This is a genomic window from Vibrio zhugei (genome assembly GCF_003716875.1).
Lineage (GTDB): Bacteria > Pseudomonadota > Gammaproteobacteria > Enterobacterales > Vibrionaceae > Vibrio > Vibrio zhugei.
The window spans coordinates 1,652,357-1,668,655 of the sequence record NZ_CP033078.1; the positions used below are offsets into that span (position 1 = coordinate 1,652,357).

The 16,299-nt window shown below is 45.2% G+C and carries 13 protein-coding genes and 1 tRNA gene; 5 read left to right on the forward strand and 9 right to left on the reverse strand.

Going from position 1 to position 16,299, the window contains the following annotated elements; all coding sequences use genetic code 11:
- Positions 1–6 precede the first annotated feature (6 nt).
- On the reverse strand, positions 7–2,277 hold the full coding sequence (locus EAE30_RS12895; RefSeq protein ID WP_123016283.1) for an acyl-CoA dehydrogenase: 2,271 nt from the start codon (positions 2,275–2,277) through the stop codon (positions 7–9).
- 550 nt (positions 2,278–2,827) lie between these two features.
- Here EAE30_RS12895 and EAE30_RS12900 point away from each other — a divergent pair.
- The 4 genes from EAE30_RS12900 (at position 2,828) to fdhA (ending at position 8,985) form a co-directional block, all read left to right on the forward strand.
- Positions 2,828–3,724 (forward strand): 1-aminocyclopropane-1-carboxylate deaminase/D-cysteine desulfhydrase, encoded by an 897-nt coding sequence (locus tag EAE30_RS12900; RefSeq protein ID WP_123016284.1) that lies wholly within the window; start codon positions 2,828–2,830, stop codon positions 3,722–3,724.
- A 231-nt stretch (positions 3,725–3,955) separates the two neighbouring features.
- Positions 3,956–5,380 (forward strand): diguanylate cyclase domain-containing protein, encoded by a 1,425-nt coding sequence (locus EAE30_RS12905; protein ID WP_164711862.1) that lies wholly within the window; start codon positions 3,956–3,958, stop codon positions 5,378–5,380.
- A 390-nt stretch (positions 5,381–5,770) separates the two neighbouring features.
- Positions 5,771–7,090, forward strand: a complete 1,320-nt coding sequence (locus tag EAE30_RS12910; RefSeq protein WP_123016286.1) for an MFS transporter — start codon at positions 5,771–5,773, stop codon at positions 7,088–7,090.
- Between the two features lie 695 nt (positions 7,091–7,785).
- Positions 7,786–8,985, forward strand: coding sequence for a formaldehyde dehydrogenase, glutathione-independent (gene fdhA / locus EAE30_RS12915; protein ID WP_123016287.1), 1,200 nt, complete (start codon positions 7,786–7,788; stop codon positions 8,983–8,985).
- 195 nt (positions 8,986–9,180) lie between these two features.
- Here the strand turns inward: fdhA and EAE30_RS12920 are convergent.
- Together EAE30_RS12920 and EAE30_RS12925 are read right to left on the reverse strand one after the other, a co-directional pair.
- Positions 9,181–9,268 (reverse strand) — tRNA-Ser (locus tag EAE30_RS12920).
- Between the two features lie 154 nt (positions 9,269–9,422).
- Positions 9,423–9,869: an L-alanine exporter AlaE gene (locus EAE30_RS12925; RefSeq protein WP_123016288.1), complete on the reverse strand. Its 447-nt coding sequence runs from the start codon at positions 9,867–9,869 to the stop codon at positions 9,423–9,425.
- A gap of 319 nt (positions 9,870–10,188) precedes the next feature.
- On the opposite strand from EAE30_RS12925, the gene EAE30_RS12930 reads away from it, so the two are divergent.
- Positions 10,189–10,758, forward strand: a complete 570-nt coding sequence (locus tag EAE30_RS12930) for a UPF0149 family protein (protein ID WP_123016289.1) — start codon at positions 10,189–10,191, stop codon at positions 10,756–10,758.
- 95 nt (positions 10,759–10,853) lie between these two features.
- Here EAE30_RS12930 and nadA read toward each other — a convergent pair whose 3' ends face one another.
- From nadA to tolR, 6 genes are all read right to left on the reverse strand, one after another.
- On the reverse strand, positions 10,854–11,897 hold the full coding sequence (gene nadA, locus EAE30_RS12935) for a quinolinate synthase NadA (RefSeq protein ID WP_123016290.1): 1,044 nt from the start codon (positions 11,895–11,897) through the stop codon (positions 10,854–10,856).
- 157 nt (positions 11,898–12,054) lie between these two features.
- A complete protein-coding gene (gene ybgF / locus EAE30_RS12940) occupies positions 12,055–12,846 on the reverse strand; it encodes a tol-pal system protein YbgF (protein WP_123016291.1) in 792 nt (263 codons plus the stop codon).
- Between the two features lie 13 nt (positions 12,847–12,859).
- Positions 12,860–13,414: a peptidoglycan-associated lipoprotein Pal gene (gene pal / locus EAE30_RS12945; protein ID WP_123016292.1), complete on the reverse strand. Its 555-nt coding sequence runs from the start codon at positions 13,412–13,414 to the stop codon at positions 12,860–12,862.
- A 34-nt stretch (positions 13,415–13,448) separates the two neighbouring features.
- On the reverse strand, positions 13,449–14,801 hold the full coding sequence (gene tolB / locus EAE30_RS12950; RefSeq protein ID WP_123017373.1) for a Tol-Pal system beta propeller repeat protein TolB: 1,353 nt from the start codon (positions 14,799–14,801) through the stop codon (positions 13,449–13,451).
- Positions 14,802–14,814: 13 nt separating this feature from the next.
- Positions 14,815–15,837: a cell envelope integrity protein TolA gene (gene tolA, locus EAE30_RS12955; protein WP_123016293.1), complete on the reverse strand. Its 1,023-nt coding sequence runs from the start codon at positions 15,835–15,837 to the stop codon at positions 14,815–14,817.
- 15 nt (positions 15,838–15,852) lie between these two features.
- Positions 15,853–16,299, reverse strand: coding sequence for a protein TolR (tolR, locus tag EAE30_RS12960; protein ID WP_123016294.1), 447 nt, complete (start codon positions 16,297–16,299; stop codon positions 15,853–15,855).

A 16,299-nucleotide genomic window follows, 5' to 3' on the forward strand; every position in this document is an offset into this window, starting at 1 on the left:
AACGTGTCAAAGTGTAGAGTGCCCACTCGCGTTGGTCAAAACTTCTTTAAAATCATAACTAAAATGATCCACTTGAATGGCTTTCACTCGTAACGCTTCGGCCTTTAACACTTCTTCGACCATCGACTCGGTCAATACTCCCGCGTCCTGTGCTTGTTTTAGCTTTTCCGCAAGAGGCAAAGAACGGTCAATCATACCAGAAGCTACCGCTTCTTGCAGATGCTGCTCATAAGGCGCTACCGCAATCATGGCCTCAAAGGCACGATCCATCAAACCAATATTGTCCGAATCGTCTGAACCGACAAAGCATAAATGCGAAAAGCGATCACGTTGCTCACCCGGTTTCATCAGTAAACGGGCCACCGACAAAGTACTGCGGTCATTCGGTGGAGAAAAACCTTGCCCCAGTGGGAAGATCAAACGTTTTAGCACTTTTCCTAACCAAGGTTTTGGAAAGTTCACACAGGTTTCATCAAGCGCATGAGCCGCCTGATAAAAACAATGCTGTAATGCATAATCAACAAAGGGGCGATCTTGCGCTTTCTCTCCTTCATCATGAAAACGTTTCATAACGGCGCTCGCCATATATAAGTGCGCCAAAGCATCCCCAAGCCTAGCCGACAATAACTCCTTGCGCTTGAGTTGCCCACCCAGTGTCAACATAGCGACATCGGATAACAAAGCTAAGCCAGCACTTAAACGGGTAATGTGCTGATAAGGACGAGTAAAACTGACATTCTTCGGTACTTTAACGAAATGATTCCCCGTTAGGCCGTGAGCAAAACCGCGCAGAGCGTTTTTACTGGTATGCGCAATATGCTTAAATAACCAACGATCAAACGCTTTTTTCCCTTCTTGGGTATCAGGATTCGCTGCCGCCTCCATTTCTTTTAGAATATAAGGATGGCAGCGAATGGCGCCTTGTCCGAAAATCATTAAATTACGTGTCAGGATATTGGCCCCTTCCACCGTGATGGCAATCGGCACACCGAGATAATGAGCACTGAAATAGTTCATCGGACCTCGTTGAATCGCACGGCCTGCATGCACATCCATCGCATTTGTTAAGATCAGTCGTCCTAATTCGGTCATATGATATTTTGCTATCGCCGTTACCACGCCAGGGTTCTCACCCAAATCCAGACCGGTCGTCGTCAACGTTCTGGTCGCTTCAAGAAGATAAGTCAGCCCACCAATACGCCCAAGCGATTCCGCGACCCCTTCAAAACGGCCAATTGATAAACCAAACTGCTTACGAACATAAGAATAAGCACCCGTGGTTCTTAAGCTCAGATGTCCCAGAGCCGCGCCTAACGCGGGCAGAGAAATACCCCGTCCTGCCGATAAGCATTCCACCAGCATTCGCCAGCCTTTACCGGCGTATTCCGTCCCTCCAATTAACCAATCCATCGGAATAAATACATCTTCCCCACGGGTCGGGCCATTCATAAAGGCTAGCCCCATTGGATCATGGCGTTCGCCAGTCACCACGCCGGGATGATCAACCGGAATCAAAGCACAAGTAATGCCTAATGCCGTTTGCTCTCCCAGTAGATGGTCGGGATCATACAATTTAAACGCTAGACCCAGTACGGTCGCGACCGGCGCTAACGTAATATACCGTTTATTCCAATTCAGCCGGATACCAAGAACCTGCTCGCCCTCATGCTCCCCCATACAGACGATGCCATTATCGGGAATACTGCCCGCATCCGAGCCGGCTTCTGGTCCAGTTAATGCAAAGCAAGGGATTTCACGCCCATCGGCTAAACGTGGCAACCAGTGGTCTTGTTGCTCTTGCGTGCCGTAATGAGAAAGTAGCTCTCCTGGACCTAAGGAGTTAGGGACCATCACAGTGACTGCCGCGCTGATACTGCGCGTAGCAATTTTTGTCACTATGGTAGAATTAGCGTATGAAGAAAACCCCAACCCACCAAATTTCTGGTCAATGATGAGCGAGAAAAAGCGTTCTTTTCGAAGAAAATCCCAAACCTCTGGCGACAGATTGCGGTCATGATTCATCACACTGAAATCATCCACCATTGCCAGTAATTGATTCAGTTGATTATCAATGAATGATTGTTCTCGCTCACTCAATGTTGGTTTAGGGTAATCCAACAAGGTTTGATAAGCTGGCGCGCCAGAAAATAGTTCCCCTTCCCACCAGATACTTCCTGCTTCCATAGCTTGTGTTTCGGTTTCCGACAGCGGTGGTAACGCGCGTTTAAACCAATTTAATACCGAATCACTGACCCATTTACGGCGTAGAGAGCCCATATCATGTCCCTTCTATTACGCGGTGTGTATAAACCGAACAGAGCTAGCATAACGACTCAGTACTCCGTTACTGTATCGCTCATGCGTGGCTGAACACTCTCAACGTTCGTTGTTTTCACCTAGCTAATGTAGACGATAAGAACAGCAATCCATGCGTTATTCACCTTAATTAAAACTATAGTCCACTTCCTTATGCTCACAATATAAGCCCACAAGAAATGGTCGTTTTTGAGACAACGGTAGGAGGAATGAGCAAGAAAACTCAAAAAACTTTTGAGGCAGTTGGAACTCTTCTGCGAAGAGGCAGTCATATCTAGTGTGATTCGAAATCATCAACAACATTTCATTGTATTGGTTTTTATCACGAATTTACGTTTATTTTTCATATTTATCACTCCTACGTTTGTATATACCCAGTTCGCTTTGTTCTGGGTTTTTTTTGTCTAACGTTCATGATGACGCCAAAATATGGTAGACAACATAGGGATAAATGATTCTTATAAAATGCTACACTGCGCCCTAGCGCCATTCACAATGTTTAAAGAACAATATGCAACTCGCCCATTCGCCTGTCACTTATCATCAATTTAATGGTATCTCCTTTGCCTTAAAGCGCGATGATCTGCTTCACCCGCAATTTTCAGGAAATAAGGCCCGCAAATTAATGACGCTCTTGCACACACCGAGCGCAACATTTGATCGCCTCATCAGTTATGGCTCGGCTCAGGCGAATTCTTTATTTTCAATGGCCGCGCTTGCGCACTTAAAAGGTTGGTCATTGGATTACTATGTCGACCATATTCCGGCTTGGTTGCAGCAAAACCCTCTGGGTAATTACGCCAAAGCGCTGGAATTAGGGGCCAATATTATTTCAACAAGAGCGTATTATGACACTTCTCTCACTGACCACTTAAGCACCCTATCGGTTCCCCAGAATGCCTGTTTCATTCCTGAGGGTGGGCGTTTTCCACAAGCCGAGGCAGGCATTAACACCCTTGCTGCCGAGCTCCTTGAATGGTTCCGCCATCAACCTCCCCAACACTGGGTGGTTGCCCTCCCATCGGGGACAGGAACCTCGGCTCTCTATCTTCATAAAGCGCTTGCTCCTAAGAATATACAGGTTGTCACCTGTGCATGTGTCGGCGGCGCAGAATATTTGCAATCTCAATGGCAGGAGCTCGGAGAGACTGATTATCCAACGATCCTAGGGTTAGATCAAAAGCATCATTTTGGTAAACTGTATCCACGAGATTGGAGTATTTGGCAACAATTAGCCCAAGAAACAGAGATCGAGTTTGATTTACTTTATGACCCTTTTATGTGGCAACAATTGCTAGAATGGTGGCCAAAACACGCTAAAGAAGGCATGAATCTATTGTATTTACACCAAGGTGGGCAATTAGGAAACACCACCATGATAAAACGCTATCAAAGAAAATACGCTTAAAAACATGCTAATTAACAGTAAATTTTGCGCATTTTCTGCTTAAAAAACAATCAATCAACCCTTTAAGCAAAGAAATACCTCTTAGGGGTTAGAAGATTGTACAGACCTAGACTAGTATTTATTTAGGCATTTAATACGACGTAGGCACTCATGTTACTAACCAGTTCAACCAAAAGAGGACAAGCTTATCTATTCAGCGCAATTGCTCTTTTTTTGTGCTTAGATGTTTTTATGCTGTTTCTCAATTTCCAGATAACTCGTCAAGTCACCGAGCAAACAATCGTGGTCAATCTTGCGGGGCGTCAGCGTATGCTCTCACAGACCATGGCAAAGTATATTTTTGCGATTGACCCACAGCAGCTATCAAACAAGTCCGCTCAAGAGAACCTCATGGGCTACATTAGTGCCTACGACATGTTTATCGATACCCTGCGAGCATTTGAAAATAGTGGATATGTTATTGATACCGAGAAAAAATTAATCGAAATTCAAAAAATTGATAGCCCGCAAGCCCAAACGATCATCAAACAAACTCTCGATTCAGTGCAGTCTTTACATGCCATTAACTCCAGCGTCTTGCGTAACGGGTTAACGATCGGTCGATATGAAAAAATTCGCTCGATTATGGAAGCGGTTAACACGAAAGTTCTCGATAAAATGAATCAGTTAACCTCCATCGTTCAAAAAAGTGCCAACGCTCACACGCAAGATCTGCGCATCATACAGCTGATGACTTTTTTACTGGCTTTGATTAACTTTGCGTTTATTCTCTACCGCTTCCGCCGTAATCGGTTAGAGTCAGAACAAACTATCCATGTATTAAGCGACTTAATCCAATCGGCCAAAGCCGCACTGATTATTTTTGATAAGCAAGACCGCGTTATCATGTCGAATGAAGCAGCGCATGCTCTTTTTCATTATGATGAAGCAACGATGCAGACATTGAAAAAATCACAAATTTTTAAGCTCGATAGCAGTGAACCCATGATCATTGACAGCAATGGACAGCAACAACCTGCCATCATTCATCAGCGTGAACTCATTCGAGAAGACGCGAGCATTTCAATTGCAACCATCATTGAAAAAAGCCAATACATTGAACACGAACAAAACCTCTTTACTTTAGCCAATCGCAACACGTTGACGGGTTTACTCAACCATAACGCACTCAATACAGCGTTGTACCATAAAACCCAACAAATTAAGTTTCTTGGAGGACGATTTGCTTGTTTCTATATTAAGCTTCACAACTATAACGAGATCGTGAATGAACATGGCCAGACGATTGGCGACGATACGCTGAAAGAGCTGACCTATCGACTGTGCAGCGTGAAGCGCGATAGTGACTTTATCTATCATATTAATGGTCACGAATTCGTCATCATCGCCGATCTCAGCAATCATGACGACTCTCTCGCCACCATCACCAAAAAAATCGCGGGAACAAATTATCACTCGTTTAATATTAACAACTCCAATCAAGTGGATGTGTATCTCAATATTGGCTCGTCCGTATGCCCTGACGACAGTATCGAACCAGATACGCTGTTAAGTTTTGCGAAAAAGCGGATGACGGTAACGGCGGATCACGAGTCCAATCAACGGAATTCTCAAGTTATCGATATGTCGAAAGCTTCAAAAAATCGTCATCGCTAGCACATTATCCTTAGAGAGGATGCGATATAATGCGACACATTGCCGCACATATGACCGCAAAAATAAATAAAATTCATTTTTTTGCATTTATAGCAAATATTGCAATATGGCATTTATCTGGTTTTTTATTCCATAAAAAATAAATTGATCCCGATCAAAAAATGTCGTCTCCCCAACTGCCCAAGCAATATCGTTTCTGAGTGTTACATTCCATTCCACCGATTACCATTCGCCTCTTTACGAATGCGTTACCATCGTTATTATCATAGCTATATGCTGGTTTAATCCACTTTTAGTTGCGGATTAACCTAGGCCGTTCTAGGTCAGCCACGCAATAACGAAACAGCATAATCTACTATAAAAATGAACGTAATTTGATGGAACAATTTTATGAACACAGAACCGGGAAAAGTATCAACCGAGCAGAATAAAAAACTAACAAAAAGTGATGCAAAAACACTTAGCCTATCCGCACTCGGTGGCGCACTGGAATTTTACGATTTTGTTATTTTTGTCTATTTTGCCAATGTCGTTGGAGGGTTATTTTTCCCCAGCGATATGCCTGAATGGATGCGCCAAGTACAAACGTACGGCATTTTTGCTGCCGGCTATTTAGCCCGTCCACTGGGCGGCATCATTATGGCCCACTTTGGTGACTTGTTAGGCCGTAAACGCATGTTTATGCTAAGTATTTTCCTTATGGCCGTCCCAACAATGGCAATTGGTTTAATGCCCACTTATGAGACCATTGGTCTCGCTGCGCCGTTATTATTGCTATTGTGCCGTGTTTTACAAGGTGCGGCGATTGGGGGTGAAGCACCGGGGGCTTGGGTATTTGTCACCGAACACGTCTCAAAGCATCGCATCGGTATTGCATGTGGCACATTATCAGCGGGGTTAGTCGCAGGCATTTTAATCGGATCACTGGTCGCGACGGCCATCCACGCCACCTATACCGTCGAACAAGTACATAATTACGCTTGGCGTATTCCCTTTTTATTAGGCGGAATCTTTGGGTTTATAACCATGTATCTTCGTCGTTGGTTGCATGAGACGCCAATTTTCAAAGCCATGCAGTCACAAAAAACACTGGCGGCGGATATGCCTATCAAAGCGGTACTAAAACACCACTTACCTTCCGTCTTTGTATCGATGGCGGTCACTTGGGTACTCACCGCGGCAATCGTCGTGACAATTTTAATGACCCCATCGTTATTACAAAACTTGATTCACTTAGATCCGACTAAGGCATTGGAGGCCAATAGCTTAGCTATTATCTTTATCTTAATTGGCTGCATTGTTTCTGGGTCACTGGCAGACCGCTTTGGTAATGGACCAATCATGGCCATTTTCAGCCTTGGATTAGCCGCAAGTTTTTGGGCGTTCTATAGCACCATGCTACACGACACCACATATCTCTTCCCAATGTATGCCGTCGTCGGGTTCTTTGTCGGGATTGTTGGAGTGGTTCCGGCCATTGCCGTCAAGAGCTTTCCAGCCGCGATTCGCTTTTCAGGATTGTCGTTTTCGTACAATGTCGCTTACGCCATCTTCGGTGGCATGACCCCAATGCTCGTCAGTACCATGATCGTTAACGATCCAATGTCACCGGTTTATTACGTCGCAGCCGTGTCCGTTGTCGGAATCATTGCCAGTGTTGCCGTGATTTGTTTCCGGCCAAAACTGGATTTGACGGCAGGCATCGCGTAAACAAATCCCCTCGCTCATCCATCCTCCTCTCTCAAGAAGAGAGGAGGATTTCTTGATAAACCTGACAAGAGTCAGGAACCCAACGACCAATATGTGACAATGTCACTTATAGAACCCCTTATATCACCTTCAATCAGGCTACGTGAGCGATACATCTCAAACTGTTAATCTTTAATTTTGCCTCATTCGTCACTCATATCTCGACTAACCATTAAAAAATACAGAAAAATCGGATTATTTTGTCGAAATTTTCTCCATTGACTGCTTTTCATGGCTAAAAATTATGCATCAAAATCGCGGTTTTTTGCTCAACTCATAGACATGTCACTCTCTACATATTTTTATCACACTCAACAGATCATCCCTTTCAAAGAGTAATAAGTTCATTATCAGGCTTGTGAGCCCTATCTCAGCTTCCAGTTTAACCACCCTACCATGTCGCAATTAGGCAAAGGAAAGACGTATTCATACCCCCATACTTCCAGATTGGGCGGTATGTTCATCGTGCTTACTATAAATAATCAACCACACTGCAGAATGTTCACTCAATCGATCAGCGATTACTTAACAAGAATCATGCTTTGCTTGCCTACACACGCTTTGCTGTGATCTCTATCGCTCGTGATGTTTAGCATTCCGCCGATTTGGTGATAGAACCTCTACAACGATAAACAGCCTCAATAAGGAAATACCCTATGTCCAATCAACAATCTAACCGCGGCGTCGTTTATAAAGGCGCAGGAAAAGTGGCCGTTGAATCCATCGCTTATCCAGAACTTGCTTTGGGTAACCGTAAATGCGAACACGGTGTTATCTTGAAAGTCTTAACCACCAATATTTGTGGCAGTGACCAACATATGGTTCGCGGTAGAACCACCGCTGAAGAAGGACTTATGCTTGGGCATGAAATTACGGGCATCATTTTGGAAAAAGGCCGCGATGTTGAATTTGTTGATGTCGGCGACATCGTCTCAGTGCCATTCAATATTGCCTGTGGTCGTTGTCGCAATTGTAAATCGGGGTTAACTGGCATTTGTTTGAATGTGAACCCCTCGCGTCCAGGCGCAGCCTATGGCTACGTGGATATGGGGGGCTGGGTTGGCGGCCAATCTGAATACGTGATGGTGCCCTACGCCGATTTTAATCTGCTGAAATTCCCCGATCCGGATCAAGCCAAAGAAAAAATCAAAGATCTCACATTGTTATCCGATATTTTCCCCACAGGCTTCCATGGCTGTGTCACGGCAGGTGTTGGCCCTGGTTCAACGGTTTACGTGGCAGGCGCTGGCCCCGTTGGCTTGGCGGCAGCCGTCTCTGCTCAGCTACTTGGCGCCGCCTGCGTGATTGTCGGGGACATGATCCCAGATCGCCTAGAACAGGCGCGCAGCTTTGGCTGTGAAACCATCGATTTACGCGAAGATGGCAGCATGGAAGATAAAATTGAAGCCATCACGAAAGAACGTGAGGTCGATTGTTTTGTCGATTGTGTGGGGTTTGAAGCTCACGGTTGTGGCTGTGGACAAAGCCATGAGGAAGCTCCGGCGGCGGTGCTTAACTCTGCAATGCAAGTGACGCGAGCGGGAGGCTCTATTGGTATTCCGGGCCTGTACGTGACCGAAGATCCGGGAGCAAAAGATGAATCCGCCAAACATGGCGCGCTGAGTATGCGTTTTGGTTTAGGTTGGGCGAAGTCTCACTCATTCCACACTGGCCAATGCCCTGTGATGAAATACCACCGTGGCCTTATGCAATCGATTTTGTTTGATAAAGTAAAAATTGCCGATGCGGTAAACGTGCAAATGATTTCGCTTGATCAAGCCCCACAAGGCTATGCTGATTTCGATGGCGGCGCCGCGAAGAAATTTGTTATCGACCCACATGGTGAGTTTAGCTAAGCCGCTCGACTCGTCGTATCAATTGAAATAATCAAGCCGCAAACTCTGCGGCTTTTTACACTGATACCCTCTCAAAACTCCGACCCACTGAGATTGTGGCAAAGATGACAACGTACCAGTAAAGCGACCGACAAACGATAATTTCACATATCTCAGAAACGCAAAAAGACGCCTTATAGGCGTCTTTTTTATATTTGGCGGTGAGTGAGAGATTCGAACTCTCGATACGTTGCCGTATACACACTTTCCAGGCGTGCTCCTTCAGCCACTCGGACAACTCACCAAATTTTGTGGTCAACAGCAACGGCTTGTTTGCGTTAACGGAGCGTAATTTAATGATTATCTTCACTTTGGTCAAGCATAAACTGATAAAAAACCTTAAGTACCAGTGTGTTTGCTCACAAAGTAGCTAATTTGTGTCTTTTTCCTACGTTTCTTTAGACTTGATAATAACCGGGCACACGGAAACAACGACGACAAAAATCGAGAAAGTAACCGTAAAAAACGCCCATCGCACATGAGACGACAGCGTTACTCGCCACGGCCGCCATCGTTTGTTCCCACGAAGCTCCAACCACCAATAAAATACCGGCGTACACTGGCGATTGAAAGAGGACGTAGGCGATCAAATCCGCCACATTCCGCATGGTACGTGCTGGAGACAAGCGTTTACCCAAAGCCATAACTCGGTCACGAAACCAACCGTAGGGAAACGCGATAGCGATGTTCACAGGAATGGACAAGGTGCGTGAAGCTAAAGACTGATCAAACGTCATTCCGGAAATAAAAATTTCGATTCCCATACCTGTAATAAAACAAAATACCACCATCGCAAAGGTATCGGCGGCCGCATTGCGCAGTCGTTCCGGGATGTTTGACTTCACTCACTTTTCTCCATATTAGTATAAAAAACTAAATTAAAAACCTATAAGTAGTATTAAAAACTGGCTTAAAAGCTAATAAGCAGTTTAAGGCGCTATTAAAACAAATATTTATTGGTTTTTGATGCTATTTTTATAATGAATTTTTTAATAAACCATCAGATTTGTCAGAAAAACCAGCACTACCTACTGGTCGTTGACCGTGGGGATCAGTGCAAAAGCACGAGAAAATGCGAAAAGTTCGCCTATATCCCTCGCACTTCATCAAGGTTTATGGGTACACTAAGAGCAGAATAACGATGATCAACAACGGGAAAGCATTTTGACGCTTCAAGAAATTCTTGCTCAACCAGAGTTAAACCAAAAATTATTAAACGAACCCAAAACCACCGGTTTTGTGACCGCCATGGCATGCTCTCCGAATGTGCTTCCTCCAGAAGTTTGGATTCCTTATCTATGGGGGGGAGAGGAAGTCGCTCCGTTTAATGATGGCGAACAGCTGGAAAATTATTTAGAGCAAATCATTGCGATGTGGAATCGCTTCCGCCCTGCACTATTAGAAAATACTTGGTCTTGGCCGGAAGGTTACGCCTTAGATGATCAAGAAATTGTGAACAGTAACGTTCGTGATTTTTGTGAGGGATTACTCCAAGGCTGGCAGCTTATTCAGGACGATTGGGAAACCATTATGCCTGAAGAGAGCGAAGACAGCTCCCTCTTAGGCGGTGTCCTATTATCCGTCAGTATGCTGTACGACCCGGAAACCTCCATTGCCACATTGAGCGCTCAAGGTATCGAAGGACTGGAACAGTTCGAGGAAATCTTTAACGCGATTCCAACCATGTTATGTGGGCTTACCATACGTGGAGTGGCCTTAGCTCAGCAAGCGTAATCCTTGCCTTGCCATAAGCAAAAGCCCCAGTGATTAAGATACCATCACTGGGGCTTTGTTTTATCGATGACTCAGCCCTTTATCTGTGGACTGCATTAGCCATTGAGCCGCTCAGCAAAGTCCAACATTCGATTCAGTGGTATTAATGATTGGACACGCACAGACTCATCGACAAATATCTCGTGATTTGCACCTCCGTCAGTCAATGCCTGCTCAATCGCCTGTAGACCATTCATCGCCATCCATGGACAATGTGCGCAGCTACGGCACGTTGCGCCCGCTCCGGCCGTTGGAGCTTCGATAAGAGTCTTCTCTGGCACAAGCTGTTGCATTTTAAAGAAGATGCCTTTGTCCGTTGCCACAATCATTTGCTGCTGTGGTAATGCCTTGGCCGCTTTAATCAATTGACTGGTCGAGCCCACGGCATCCGCTAGCGCAACCACACTTGCTGGGGATTCTGGATGCACAAGAATGGCGGCATCAGGATAAACCGCTTTCATTTTACGAAGTGAATCCGCTGAGAATTCATCGTGCACCACACATTCGCCATTCCACAGCAACATATCAGCGCCCGTTTGGTTGGCAATGTATGACCCTAAATGACGATCCGGTCCCCAAATGATCTTGTGATCGTGGCTATCTAAGTGCTCAACAATCTCTAAGGCAATACTGGATGTGACCACCCAATCGGCGCGAGCTTTCACTGCCGCGGAGGTATTCGCGTACACGACAACGGTATGGTCAGGATGGGCATCACAGAACTCAGTGAACTTATCGGCTGGACAACCTAAATCTAAGGAGCACTCCGCTTCAAGAGTAGGCATAAGAATGCGCTTTTCCGGCGTCAATATTTTTGCCGATTCCCCCATAAAGCGGACACCAGCAATAATTAAGGTTGTCGCTTCATGACGATGACCAAATTTGGCCATTTCAAGAGAGTCCCCCACAAAACCACCCGTCTCTTCAGCCAGTGCTTGAATTTCTGGGTCGGTATAGTAGTGGGCAATTAAGACGGCCTGTTTGTCTTTGAGAAGACGTTTGATACGGCTTATGTAAGCCTGTTTCTCATTGGCAGTTAATGGCGCAGGTTTCGGTGGAAATGGGTAAATCGTGTCAATTTTATCCAGTATATGACTCATTGCTCAAATCTAGGCTAAATGATAATCCGTGTATTCTACACTGAATATTCACGCAGAATCAAAAACTCATCCGAGTATGCGGGTGTGACCGTCTGATTGTAACAACACATAAAAAAAGAGCCGCGATAAACGCGGCTCTTTTTTACCACACCCCATATTACTTCAGATGGGATTTGGCCACTTCTGCCGATGAGCTGTCAGGGTAATCGCTGACGACTTGCTGATAGTATTTCTTTGCCTGGGCATCTTGGTCATTACGACGCGCGATATCACCGAGCTTCACTAACGCATCGGGGCGTTTATTCGATTTTTCAAACGACACGACTTTGGCAAAATTCTGAGCCGCTTTGACATCATCTTTCTTGGCAAAGAACAACTGTCCTAACCAATAATGACTGTTCGGAGTATAGACGGAGTCCGGAAAGTCTTTTTGGAATTTCTCAAATGCTTGAATAGCGCCATCATAATCATGTTTCTTCAAGATAAGATCAACAGCATCTTGATAAGCGCTGCGTTCATCTTTATTACTTGAGAACGTACCTTCATCGTCACTATTCATGTCTTGCTGGGAAGCATCTGCGGTTTTTGCCGTTTTCATTTGACTACGCAGATCGTCCAGCTCAACAAACAACTCACGCTGACGCTTCGTCATTTGTTGCATATTATACGAATTTTTCTCTAGTTTGCCGCGCAAACTGCGGATCTCTTGAGACATATCATCCAACTGCTGTTGCATTTGCAATTGCATGCGACTACGGCTTTTTACCAATCTTTCAAGGCGTTGGACTTCTGAGTCTTGACTGCCGCTCGTGTTAGAGGCACTGGCTTGGCCATTGCTTTGATTTGATGAATAGTCGATATCTGATACTGGAGCCGGTGCAGCGAGCGTACTGCTCGCTGCACTTGCCAGTAACGTAAGCATAACAACTTGCTTTAAGTTACTGAACATAAAGTATTCCTACTTAGTATACTAGAACTGCACGACGGTTTTTCGCGTATGCAGCTTGAGATTGGCCAAGAACCAATGGTTTCTCTTCACCGTAACTAACGATAGAGATTTGACTTGCTTGAACACCTAATGCTTCTAGGTATTTCTCAACCGCTTTCGCACGACGTTCACCCAGTGCAATGTTGTACTCTGGTGTACCACGTTCGTCGGTATAACCTTCAACCGTCACTTTCATGTTTGGATGCTCACTCAAGTATGAGGCGTGTGCTTCTAACATGTCTTCGTAATCGCTTGAAATTGTTGAGTTATCAAACGCAAAGTAAACAGTTTGCTTTTCACGAAGTGCTTGATTCTTAGCTTCTTCTTCAGACATTTGCGATTCACTGCTCTCCATTGGAGTTGCCATTGTATCGTCAGTATCTGTTGATTGGCTGCTTTGACCCGTTGTTTGCTGCTGATTAGTTTGCGAACCAGAAGCATCCGTCGCGTCATCGCTTGAACTACATGCGGACATTGCCATAACAGGTAGCGCGATAAGCAATCCTTTAAGAACTTTATTGAGTTGCATCTTCATTTTCCTTACTTAATTGAAAAGTGTGTGCTTATAAAAATGGTGACCATGCTGGCGCTCGAACACGTCCATTTGTTGCCGGTAAGCGTGCTTTAAAGCGCCCATCTATTGATACCATGGATAATACGTTTTTCCCATTATAAATAGAGCTGTAGATAACCATAGCACCATTCGGTGAAATACTTGGAGACTCATCAAGTAAAGTCTTCGTTAAAATTTGCACCGCACCTGTTTCCAAGTCTTGCTTCGCTAAGTTAAAGCCCGAGTTACTACGGTTTACCATAATGAGATAACGACCATCTGGAGTGATCTGCCCACCCAAGTTCTGACTGCCCTGCCAAGTGAGGCGCTTCGTCGAACCATCGCTTAAATTTACTCGATAAATCTGTGGTTTACCACCCCGATCGGACGTAAATATGAGGGACTTCCCATCCGGCATCCAAAACGGTTCCGTATTATTAGATCGACCATGGGTCACTTGTGTCAGCTTCCTGCTAGCTAAATCCAAAATATAGACATGAAATGACCCACTTTTGGATAAAACAATCGCCAATTTCTTCCCATCCGGTGAAAATTCAGGCGCCCCATTATGCCGAGGGTAAGCGGACACTTTTTCGCGCTTCGCTGTATAAATATTTTGAATATAGATTTCTGCGTGGCCATTTTGGAAACTGACGTATGCCAACTCTTTGCCATCAGGCGACCACGACGGTGACATAATCGGCTGCTTAGAACGCAGTACAATACGTTCATTATGACCATCATAATCTGAAATGCGCAGTTGATATGGGTATTTGTCTTCGTGTTTCACTACCACATAAGCAATGTGCGTCAAGAACGCACCTTTTTCGCCTGTTAACTGCTCATACACCAAATCCGAAATACGGTGAGCGTACATACGCAGTTTCTTCTCTGAAACACGGGCGACTTTCTTAAATAGAACTTGGTCATTAGAGACAACCAACTGCCCATCATTGCTCAAGGACTTACTGGCACCTTGAGTTAATTGTCCTCTCACGACATCAATCAGCTGATAGCGAATGACATATTTGCCATTGGCATCTTGCGATACAGTACCAGTCAGAAGCGCATCGACCCCCAATTGAGTCCACGCTTTATAGTCGATATCTTGAGTGTTATACGGAGTCTGTGGCATTTTGCTCACAGGAACGGGGCTGAATTTGCCACTGCGGGTTAAGTCCGAGGACACAATTGAGGCCAAATCTTCCGGAGGTCGCGAGTTGCCTTCCCATTTAAATGGCACAATAGCAATCGGCCTTGCCGCACTGATCCCATCGGTAATCACAAGATCTAACGCCGCGTTGGCCATTTGGATACTACTAAGCAGTATCAATACACTTCCTAAAAATAGTCGCTTTAACACAAGCATTTCCTTTTTACTCTGGTGCAACGGTCAAGTTGATATTTCTGAGTTTTTCAACAACTGCTGGATCATTTTTCGGGAGTGGGAACGTACCAACTTTCGCCACAGCCGCCCGTGTTGCTCGGCATAAACGAGAATCGCCACCTTCCACCGTGATGTTTTTCAATATTGCGCCAGTCCCCGTTGGAATCAACCGCAGGTTCACTTTACAGTCTTTTCCTTTAAAATTGTCGTCAAGCAACAAATTTTTCTGGATCAGCTGTTGATAAATGGCACCCCATCGGTCTGATTCACTGGCTACGTGCTTTGCTTGAGCTGCACTGTTCTCCGAGGATTCATTTTTTAATCCATTGAAGATATCTTCAAGCTGCTTTTGTTGCTGAGCTTTCGCTTTTGCCTTAGCGGCCGCTTCTTTGGCGGCTTTTTCTTTGGCCGCCTTTTCTTTGGCTAAGCGCTCTTGCTTCGCCTTGGCGGCCGCAGCAGCTTGCTTCGCTTTTTCGGCTTTCTCTCTTTCGGCACGCGCTTTGGCTTCTTTCTCAGCTTTCGCTTTTGCAGCCGCGGCTTCAGCCTTACGCTTCGCTTCTGCTTTCGCCGCGCGTTCTTTCTCTTGGCGGGCTTTTTCTGCGGCCGCTTTTTTCTCTTGCGCTGCACGCTCTTGGCGCGCTTTTTCCGCTTCGCGTGCCTTTTTCGCTTCGAGGGCTTGCTGCTCTTTCAGCTTACGAATGCTTTCTTCTTCAGCCTTGCGTTTTTTCGCTAACTCATCGGCTTCACGACGCATTTTATCCAATCTCGCTTTGCGAGCTTGCTCTTTTTGCGCAGCCTCTGCACGTTGCTGACGAATTTTCTCTGCTTGCTGATGAATCAAGTTAGGATCCACCACCACAGCCTCAACCATCTTTCCAGAAGATTTAGGCTTCGGCTTTTCTAGATTAAAATCCGCACTCCAAACTAACGCACCAATCAAAACAGCATGTAAGGCTATCGAGATAATTACTGGTGCCGTAAACTGAGGCTTTTCTTGATTTTTTGATCTCATGAATGCTAACCAAGCCTATTCATCATCTTTAATATCTGTTAACAATCCCACTTTGGGAATGCCCGCTTTACTCAGTTGATCCAAGACCATCACAATATTGGAATAAGACGTCGCTTTATCTCCCCCCACTGCAACTTGGGTGTTTGGATTGACCTGGCGCTCGGCTTTAATACGAACGACAACATCTTGCAACGACACTCCTCGTTCCATTTCTTGGTTATCAACGCTGATCCCTAAATCGCCTTGTTTGTCGATTTCAACAATGATAAAGCTTGCACTGTCACCCGCGAGTTCTGATGCAGGTTTAGCCGTGGTGGTCTGAGGTAAATCTACATCGACACCTTGTGTCACGAAAGGCGATGTAACCATGAAAATAATCAGCAAAACCAACATCACATCAATGTATGGCACGACATTAATTTCCGCTGTCATCTTCCGTTTTTTCGGTTGATAACTTGCCAT

Coding starts and splice junctions, on each gene's coding strand:
- tolR (WP_123016294.1), bottom strand. CDS start 16,299: ATGGCAAGTTATCAACCGAAAAAACGGAAGATGACAGCGGAAATTAAT.
- nadA (WP_123016290.1), bottom strand. CDS start 11,897: ATGAGTCATATACTGGATAAAATTGACACGATTTACCCATTTCCACCG.
- EAE30_RS12900 (WP_123016284.1), top strand. CDS start 2,828: ATGCAACTCGCCCATTCGCCTGTCACTTATCATCAATTTAATGGTATC.
- ybgF (WP_123016291.1), bottom strand. CDS start 12,846: ATGTTCAGTAACTTAAAGCAAGTTGTTATGCTTACGTTACTGGCAAGT.
- EAE30_RS12910 (WP_123016286.1), top strand. CDS start 5,771: ATGAACACAGAACCGGGAAAAGTATCAACCGAGCAGAATAAAAAACTA.
- fdhA (WP_123016287.1), top strand. CDS start 7,786: ATGTCCAATCAACAATCTAACCGCGGCGTCGTTTATAAAGGCGCAGGA.
- EAE30_RS12895 (WP_123016283.1), bottom strand. CDS start 2,277: ATGGGCTCTCTACGCCGTAAATGGGTCAGTGATTCGGTATTAAATTGG.
- tolA (WP_123016293.1), bottom strand. CDS start 15,837: ATGAGATCAAAAAATCAAGAAAAGCCTCAGTTTACGGCACCAGTAATT.
- EAE30_RS12905 (WP_164711862.1), top strand. CDS start 3,956: ATGCTGTTTCTCAATTTCCAGATAACTCGTCAAGTCACCGAGCAAACA.
- pal (WP_123016292.1), bottom strand. CDS start 13,414: ATGCAACTCAATAAAGTTCTTAAAGGATTGCTTATCGCGCTACCTGTT.